We start from the raw sequence: 7,770 nt of genomic DNA on the forward strand, positions 1-7,770 counted from the left end.
TATGACCACTTCCGCCGGGCAGGCCACCGATCCCTTCTGGGCCGCGACGATCCGTCGCTGGAACGCGGTGTGCTGGGTGCTGTTCGCCGCGATGGCGGTCGGACTCGCCGCGATGGACCGGCCCGGCGGGAGCAAGTACTGGGCGCTCGGGCTGCTGGGCCTACTGGTGCTGTGCTACGCGGTGGTCGACCGGTTCCCGGACAACCCCGTGCTGCGCCCGCACACGTATCTGCTGGTGCTGGTCGCCGTGCTCGGGGTGTTCGCGTACATGCGCAACTCCTTCGGGTCGCTGTTCATGGTGACGCTGCCGCACTTCTGGATGTTCAGCCGTACGCCGCGGGCCTCGATCCTCTTCCTGGGGCTGGCCACCGGGTCGACGCTGACCGGGAGTTGGCTGCGGCTCGGGAACTCGCCGAAGTTCTTCGGGGAGACGCTGGTCCCGGTGGTGATCGTGGTGGCGGTCGGGATGCTGATCGGTCTGTGGGTGCACTCCGTCGTCGCCCAGAGTCATGAACGGGCGCGGCTGATCGTCGAGTTGGAGCAGACACAGGCCGAGCTGTCCGAGGCGCACCAGCGTCAGGGGGCGGCCGACGAGAGGGAGCGGATGGCACGCGACATCCATGACACGCTCGCACAGGGCTTCGCCTCGATCATCGTGCTCGCGGAGGCGGCGCGCGCCGGTCTCGACAGCGAACCGGACCGCAGCGCACAGCAGTTGCGCTCGATCGAGTCGACGGCACGCGAGAACCTCGCGGAGGCGCGGGAGCTGGTCGGTTCGGCACAGCAGCAGGGGCAGGTGGCCGCGGGTTCGGTGGCGCGGACGCTGCGGCGGACCCTGGACCGGTTCGCGGAGGACACCGGGCTCGCGGTCGACGCGGACCTGGCGGACATCGAGTGCGACCAGCCGACCCGGATCGCGCTGCTGCGCTGCACCCAGGAGTCGCTGGCCAATGTGCGCAAGCACGCGCGGGCGTCCACCGTCGGTGTGGTGCTGGCCCGGCAGCCGTACGGGGTGGAGCTGGAGGTCACGGACGACGGGGCCGGGTTCGTGGTCGGCCGGTCGGCGGGGTTCGGGCTCGACGGGATGCGCAAGCGGCTGGCGGAGCTGGGCGGGGAGCTGACGGTGACGAGTTCGGTGGGGGACGGGACACGGGTGCTGGCGACCATTCCGACGGATACGGCCGTGGCGACGGACGCAGCGGCCGTTCCGGCGGATGGTCCGACGGACGCGGCGGGATCCGCCGAGGGCGGGGTGACGGTATGAGCGGCCCGAAGCTGCGGATCGTCGTGGTCGACGACCACACGGTGATGCGGGCCGGTGTCGTGGCCCTGCTGGCCTCCGAGCCGAGCATCGAGATCGTCGGCGAGGCGGGCGACGGCCGGGCGGCGCTCGACCTCGTCGCCGCTCACGAGCCCGATGTCGCGCTGGTGGATCTGCGGATGCCGGTGCTGGACGGGGTGGCGACGACGGCCGAGATCGTGGCGGCCCACCCCCGCACCCGGGTCCTGATCCTCACGACGTACGACACCGACGCGGAGATCGAGCGCGGGGTGGAAGCGGGCGCCATCGGCTATCTGCTCAAGGACACCACGCGCGAACAGCTCGTGGACGCGATCCACGCGGCGGCGCGGGGCGAGACGGTCCTCGCCCCGCGGGTGGCCGAGAAACTGGTCGCCCGTATGCGCCGGCCCGCCCAGCCGCCGCTGACCGCCCGCGAGGCCGACGTCCTGAACGCCGTCGCGGACGGTCTCACCAACGCCGAGATCGGCGCCCGTCTGGTCATCGCCGAGGCCACCGTGAAGACCCACCTCCTGCGGCTGTTCGCCAAGCTGGACGTGAACGACCGGACGCGGGCGGTGGTGGTTGCGATGGAGCGCGGACTGCTGCGAAGGGCTTCCGGTACGGGGGGCTCCGGGTGATGGTTGCGGAATGCCGAAGGAGAAGACGTATCCCTGCTTCACGTGCGGCTCCTACGAGCCGCACCGCCAACCGCAGGACGACCGGGAACGGAACGTGATCCGGAAGCTGGCCAAGAAGCAGAAGGACAACGCGTTCGTCCACGACTACTGGATCTGCGTCACCGGCGACCGCGACTGCCGCAACATCCGGTACGCGTTCGACGACAAGCCCTTCGCCCCTCCCGAGAAGATGCCCAAGCCCGAATGAGCCCCCGCTCCCTCACAGGTTGCTGAAGTCCGGCCCCGCCGTCCGCGTGCGCTTGATCTCGTAGAAGCCCGGGATCGAGGCGACCATCAGCGTGCCGTCCCACAGCCGGCCGGCCTCGTCGCCCTTGGGGGCCGGGGTGACGACCGGGCCGAAGAAGGCGATCTGCTCGCCGTCGGAGCCGGGGACCGCGATCACGGGGGTGCCGACCTCCTGGCCGACCTTGTCTATGCCCTCCTTGTGGGAGGCGCGCAGCTGGGGCTCGTACGGGGTGTCGTCCCAGTGGTCCATGAGGGACTCGGGCAGGCCGACGTCCTTCAGGGCGGCGGCGACGATCTCCTTGCCGGGGCCCTCGCCCTGGTTGTGGATGCGGGTGCCGAGCGCCGTGTAAAGGCCTCCGAGCACCTCGGGGCCGTGCTCCTCCTGGGCCGCGATGACGATGCGGACCGGGCCCCACGCCTTCGTGCTGAGCAGCTCGCGGTACTCCTCGGGCAGCTCGTCCAGCTTCGGCTCGTTCAGTACCGCGAGGCTCATCACGTGCCAGCGGACCTCGATGTCCCGGACCTTCTCCACCTCCAGGATCCACCGCGAGGTCATCCACGCCCAGGGGCAGAGCGGGTCGAACCAGAAGTCGACGGGGGTCTTGCCGGAGGTCTGCTCGGACATGGTTCTCCTCGGTCGGGGTCGGGCGGGGTCGGTCTGGGTCTCAGGGGGCCGGGTGTGCTGTGGCCGACTGCTCTCCTCAGCCCCAACCGATCGGTCATCCGTGCCATTCCCGGGTGTCCCGTGTCAGGGGCGCGTGGCAGGATCGGTCCTGTTCACGCGTACCCATGACGCCACGAGGGAGTACCGCCCGTGCCCGGTGAGAATCTGTCCCGCGACGAGGCCCGCGAGCGGGCCGCACTGCTGTCCGTCGAGGGGTACGAGGTGTTCCTGGACCTGCGCTCCGCGGTGGGCGGGACGGACGCCGGGCCGCGCACCTTCCGGTCGGTGACGACGATCCGCTTCCGCAGCGCCGAGCCGGGTGCCGCGACCTTCGCGGACCTGATCGCCCCGAGCGTCACGGCCCTCTCGCTGAACGGCAGGGACCTCGACCCGGGCGCGGTCTTCGACGGCTCGCGCATCCTCCTGGAGGACCTGGCCGAGGACAACGAGCTCGTGGTCGACGCGCAGTGCGCCTACAGCCGCACCGGCGAGGGCATGCACCGCTTCGTCGACCCGGAGGACGGCGAGGTCTACCTCTACACGCAGTACGAGCCGGCGGACTCCCGCCGGGTCTTCGCGAACTTCGAGCAGCCGGACCTCAAGGCGCCCTTCCGGTTCGAGGTGCGGGCCCCCGAGGGCTGGGTCGTGTGGAGCAACGGCGTCGGTGAACTGGCCGACGGTGTCTGGAAGTTCGCCGAGACCAAGCCCATCTCGACGTACATCACGGCGTTCGTCGCGGGCCCGTACCACTACGTCACGGACTCCTACGAGCGCGTCTTCGAGGACGGTACGCGCCTGGAGATCCCGCTCGGCGCGATGTGCCGCAAGGGCCTGGCCCGGCACTTCGACTCCGACGACGTCTTCCTCGTCACCAAGCAGGGGCTCGACTTCTTCCACGACAACTTCGACTACCCGTACCCGTTCGGGAAGTACGACCAGGCGTTCGTGCCGGAGTACAACCTCGGCGCGATGGAGAACCCGGGACTCGTCACCTTCCGCGAGGAGTTCATCTTCCGCGGCAGGGTGACGCGGGCGTCGTACGAGCGCCGGGCGAACGTGATCCTGCACGAGATGGCCCACATGTGGTTCGGCGACCTGGTGACCATGGTGTGGTGGGACGACCTGTGGCTGAAGGAGTCCTTCGCGGACTTCATGGGCTCGTTCTCGATGGTCGAGGCGACCCGCTTCACGAACGGCTGGATCACCTTCGCCAACAACCGCAAGTCCTGGGCGTACCGCGCCGACCAGCTGCCCTCCACGCACCCGATCACGGCCGACATCCGTGACCTGGAGGACGCCAAGCTCAACTTCGACGGGATCACGTACGCCAAGGGCGCTTCCGTCCTCAAGCAGTTGGTGGCGTACGTCGGGCGGGACGCGTTCCTTGAGGGCGCCCGCCGCTACTTCAAGCGGCACGCGTACGGGAACACGCGGCTCGGTGATCTGCTGTCGGTCCTGGAGGAGACGAGCGGGCGCGACATGGCCACATGGTCGCGGTCCTGGCTGCAGACCGCCGGGGTCAACTCCCTTACTCCGCAGGTGATTCTGAGCGCGGAGGGGCGCGTCACCGAGCTGGCGATCCTCCAGGAGGCGGCCGAGTCGCATCCCGAACTCCGGCCGCACCGGGTGGCGGTGGGCCTGTACCGGCGCTCTCCCGAGGGCGCGGTGGAGCGGTACGCGCGCGCCGAGGTCGACGTGGAGGGGCCGCGCACGGTCGTCGGGGAACTGGTGGGCACGGAAGCCCCGGACCTGGTGCTCGTGAACGACGACGACCTGACGTACTGCAAGATCCGGTTCGACGAGGGCTCGTTGGCGGCCCTGCGGGACGGCCTCGGCGACATCACCGACCCGCTGGCCCGCGCCCTGTGCTGGTCCGCGCTGTGGAACCTGACCCGCGACGCGCTCATGCCCGCGCGGGACTTCATCGACCTGGTCCTGCGCTTCGCGGGCCGCGAGACCGACATCGGCGTGCTCCAGATGCTGCACGCGTGGGCGAACTCCGCGCTCACCCACTACGCGGCGCCCGAGTGGCGCGGCGAGGGCGGGCGGCTGCTCGCCGAGGGCGCGCTGCGCGAGCTGCGGCTGACCGAGCCGGGCAGCCAGCACCAGCTGACGTGGGCGCGGTTCCTCGCGGCGGTCGCGTCGGGCGAAGCCGATCTCCAGCTGCTCCAGGGCCTGTTGGAGGGCACGGCGAAGATCGACGGGCTTGAGGTGGACCAGGAACTGCGCTGGGCGTTCCTGGAGCCGCTCGCCGCGCACGGGGTCGCGGACGAGGGTGTCATCGCCGCCGAACTGGCGCGGGACGACACGGCGTCGGGCAAGCGGCACCAGGTGCGGTGCCTGGCGGCGCGGCCCTCCGCCGCGGTCAAGGCGCAGGCGTGGGCGTCCGTCGTCGAGTCGGACTCGCTGTCCAACGCGCTGGTCGAGGCGACGATCGCGGGCTTCGCCCAGTCGTCGCACCGGGAGCTGACCGCTCCGTACGCGTCGAAGTACTTCGAGGTGATCGAGCGGGTGTGGGGTGAGCGGTCGATCCAGATCGGGATGGATGTGGTGAAGGGCCTGTTCCCTTCGCTGCAGGATCCTCGGGGGACGCTGGAGGCGGCGGATGCGTGGCTTGCCGCCCATGGGGCGGCTGCGCCCGCGTTGAGGAGGCTGGTGCTGGAGGCTCGGGATGACCTGGCGCGGGCCCTGCGGGGGCAGGCGTGCGATGTGGGTACCGTCGGTTGAGGGGGCCTCAAAGACTGCGCAGTTCCCCGCGCCCCTGAAAGCTGCGCCCCTAAAGGGGCTCTTCGCTCACGCGGTTGACTTCCGTCCCGTCCATAACAGTTACGGAATGCGGGTAATCGGTGCCGTGACCCCCGTACGGACCAGGGGGTTTCGGCAGTCGAACGCTTGCACTTTAGGGCGAGCTTGTCCGGTTCTGTCGACGGGCGTGTAACAGCGGTTAGGAGGAGGATCGGGGGCGGGAAATCCTCGGGTCATGAACCACAACACCCCGCTCTCCCCCCGGCCCCTCCGCCACCTGTCCGACGTTCAGCTCCGTGTCCTGACCACCGCCCAGTTGCGCTCGCAGGGTGTGAGCCCCGCCGACATCAACGCGCAGTGCAGGCCGGGCGGCACCTGGCAGCAGCTCCTGCCGGGCGTGTACCTGCTCCGCCCGGGCCCGGCCACCAGCGAGGAGCGGCTGCACGCGGTTCTCCTGTACGCGGCCCGCTCCCCCGCCACCGAACCGGCGGTCCCCGCCCAGCCCGGCGCGGGTGAGCCGCACGCCCCGCAGCGGTACGCCGACGCGATGATCACCGGCCTGGCGGCGCTGGCCCTGCACCGCTTCTCCTCGGCGCCCCCGCTTCTCTCGCTGGACCGCATCGACGTCCTCGTCCCGCGGCTGCGCCGGCTGCGTTCGACGGGCTGCGTCCGTATCGTCCGTACGCCGGGTATGCCGGAGCCCCAGCAGATCACCGGCATCCCGGTGGCTCCCGTCCCGCGCGCCCTGGCCGACGCGGTCGCCGACCTCGCGGACGCGGGTGTCGTACGCCGGCTGCTCACCGAGGCCGTACGCGGCGGACACTGTGAACCGGCCGCCGTGGTCAAGGAGTTGACGCAGGCGCGGCTGCTGAGCCGCCCGCACGTCGTGGACGCCGTCGACTCGCTGCTCGCCGAGGGGCGGGCCATCGCGGAGGACCGCCTCTACCACCTGGTCAACGAGCACGGTCTGCCCGACCCGGTCTGGAACGTGGACCTCCGCCTGCCCGGCGGCCCGCACCTGGGCGGCCTCGACGCGTACTGGCCCGACCATGCCGTCGCTCTCGAACTCGACACGCGTGCCCCTCGTCAAGGCCTTCGGCAAGACGACGACGCCATGTGGTCCGAGTACGCCCGCAAGCGCGAGCACCTGGAGCGGCTCGGCATCACGGTCGTCCACATCACCCCGAAAAAGCTGCGGGACTCGATGGAACAGCAGGCAACGGTCGTACGTACGGCCCTGATGGCTTCAGCGGACCGCGACCCGGCCGCGTATGTAGTGGTGCTGCCCCGGTTGTAGTGGTACTGCCCCGGTATTGAATCCTCCTCTCCCCTGACGGGAGGGGATTCCTGGCTCAGGCCGCCTCCTGGAGCAGCGCTCCAGGAGGTCTTGCGCCATCAGCACCAGCCGGGTTGAGACCAGCCCGGACGAGCATGACGCGTGCGGAGTTCTTGTCCCGTGGGGACACGGCTCCGCACGCGGTGCAGGTATAGGTGCGCTCACCCAGCGGCAGGCGATGCTTGGCTCTCGCATCACACTGCGCGCAGTCCATCGTGGTGTGCGCGGGATGTACCAGGCGGACGTCCCGCCCGTGCTTGCGGCCCATCTCGATCAGAGCGGCCTTGGTGGCGCCGATGGCGGCGTCAGCGGCCTTGCGGGCCATCGTGGTCCTGGCCAGGAACTTCGGACGGAAGTCCTCGACCGCGACGGCATCGTGGTCGCGGACCACCTTCTTGGCCCACTTACGGCCGGTGTCCTCACGCTGCCTCGCGACCTTCTTATACGCCTTCGCCCGCAGCCTCTTCGCCTCGCGGTAGCCCTTCGATGCCGGTTGTCCCCTCTTCGGCTTGCGGCGGGCCATCATCCGGTCGTACCGGGCCAGCTTCACCCGGCCCTTCCTGCCGTGCCCGGCGTGCGGCAGGTCGTGCGCGTCGGACGTGGTGGTCGCGGTCTCCCTCACACCCCAGTCGACACCAAGTAGGCGGCCGGTCTCCGGCAGGGGCTGGACCTGGGCGGGGACGACGAACGAGCAGTACCAATGCCCCAGGCTGTCCTGGTACACGCGCACCGAAGACGGCTCCCCCGGCAGTTCCCGCGACCACACCACCGTCACCACGATGCCCCCGGCCAGGTGCAGGCGGCCGTCCTTCAACCGGAA

7 protein-coding genes are annotated in these 7,770 nt (G+C 70.3%); 5 read left to right on the forward strand and 2 right to left on the reverse strand.

Annotated features, from left to right (window positions below):
• The first annotated feature begins 1 nt into the window (after nucleotide 1).
• From ACH4YP_RS21430 to ACH4YP_RS21440, 3 genes are read left to right on the forward strand one after another with little or no spacing between them, the layout of a single operon-like run.
• Nucleotides 2-1,264 carry a sensor histidine kinase gene (locus ACH4YP_RS21430; protein WP_398491807.1) on the forward strand — a complete coding sequence of 421 codons (1,263 nt, stop codon included), beginning with the start codon at nucleotides 2-4 and terminating at the stop codon, nucleotides 1,262-1,264.
• Entirely contained in the window at nucleotides 1,261-1,920 is a 660-nt protein-coding gene (locus ACH4YP_RS21435) for a response regulator transcription factor (protein ID WP_361064196.1), read from the forward strand. The genes ACH4YP_RS21430 and ACH4YP_RS21435 overlap by 4 nt, the downstream gene beginning before the upstream one ends.
• A gap of 10 nt (nucleotides 1,921-1,930) precedes the next feature.
• Nucleotides 1,931-2,167: a hypothetical protein gene (locus tag ACH4YP_RS21440; RefSeq protein WP_398491809.1), complete on the forward strand. Its 237-nt coding sequence runs from the start codon at nucleotides 1,931-1,933 to the stop codon at nucleotides 2,165-2,167.
• A 12-nt stretch (nucleotides 2,168-2,179) separates the two neighbouring features.
• Here the strand turns inward: ACH4YP_RS21440 and ACH4YP_RS21445 are convergent, their stop codons facing one another.
• Complete coding sequence (locus ACH4YP_RS21445) at nucleotides 2,180-2,830, reverse strand: DsbA family protein (RefSeq protein WP_361064190.1); 651 nt, start codon at nucleotides 2,828-2,830, stop codon at nucleotides 2,180-2,182.
• Nucleotides 2,831-3,019: 189 nt separating this feature from the next.
• On the opposite strand from ACH4YP_RS21445, the gene pepN reads away from it, so the two are divergent.
• Both pepN and ACH4YP_RS21455 read left to right on the forward strand, forming a co-directional pair.
• Nucleotides 3,020-5,596: an aminopeptidase N gene (gene pepN / locus ACH4YP_RS21450; RefSeq protein ID WP_398491811.1), complete on the forward strand. Its 2,577-nt coding sequence runs from the start codon at nucleotides 3,020-3,022 to the stop codon at nucleotides 5,594-5,596.
• 253 nt (nucleotides 5,597-5,849) lie between these two features.
• A complete protein-coding gene (locus tag ACH4YP_RS21455; RefSeq protein ID WP_361064184.1) occupies nucleotides 5,850-6,911 on the forward strand; it encodes a hypothetical protein in 1,062 nt (353 codons plus the stop codon).
• 55 nt (nucleotides 6,912-6,966) lie between these two features.
• Here the strand turns inward: ACH4YP_RS21455 and ACH4YP_RS21460 are convergent.
• On the reverse strand, nucleotides 6,967-7,770 hold an 804-nt coding region (locus ACH4YP_RS21460), incomplete at its 5' end, for an RNA-guided endonuclease InsQ/TnpB family protein (RefSeq protein ID WP_398491813.1).

It is taken from the genome of Streptomyces sp. NPDC020747 (assembly GCF_044334695.1).
Taxonomy (GTDB): Bacteria; Actinomycetota; Actinomycetes; order Streptomycetales; family Streptomycetaceae; genus Streptomyces.

Excerpts from the sequence above, each read along its gene's own strand:
- ACH4YP_RS21445 (WP_361064190.1), bottom strand. The coding sequence starts at position 2,830 with ATGTCCGAGCAGACCTCCGGCAAGACCCCCGTCGACTTCTGGTTCGAC.
- ACH4YP_RS21430 (WP_398491807.1), top strand. The coding sequence starts at position 2 with ATGACCACTTCCGCCGGGCAGGCCACCGATCCCTTCTGGGCCGCGACG.
- ACH4YP_RS21435 (WP_361064196.1), top strand. The coding sequence starts at position 1,261 with ATGAGCGGCCCGAAGCTGCGGATCGTCGTGGTCGACGACCACACGGTG.
- ACH4YP_RS21455 (WP_361064184.1), top strand. The coding sequence starts at position 5,850 with ATGAACCACAACACCCCGCTCTCCCCCCGGCCCCTCCGCCACCTGTCC.
- ACH4YP_RS21440 (WP_398491809.1), top strand. The coding sequence starts at position 1,931 with ATGCCGAAGGAGAAGACGTATCCCTGCTTCACGTGCGGCTCCTACGAG.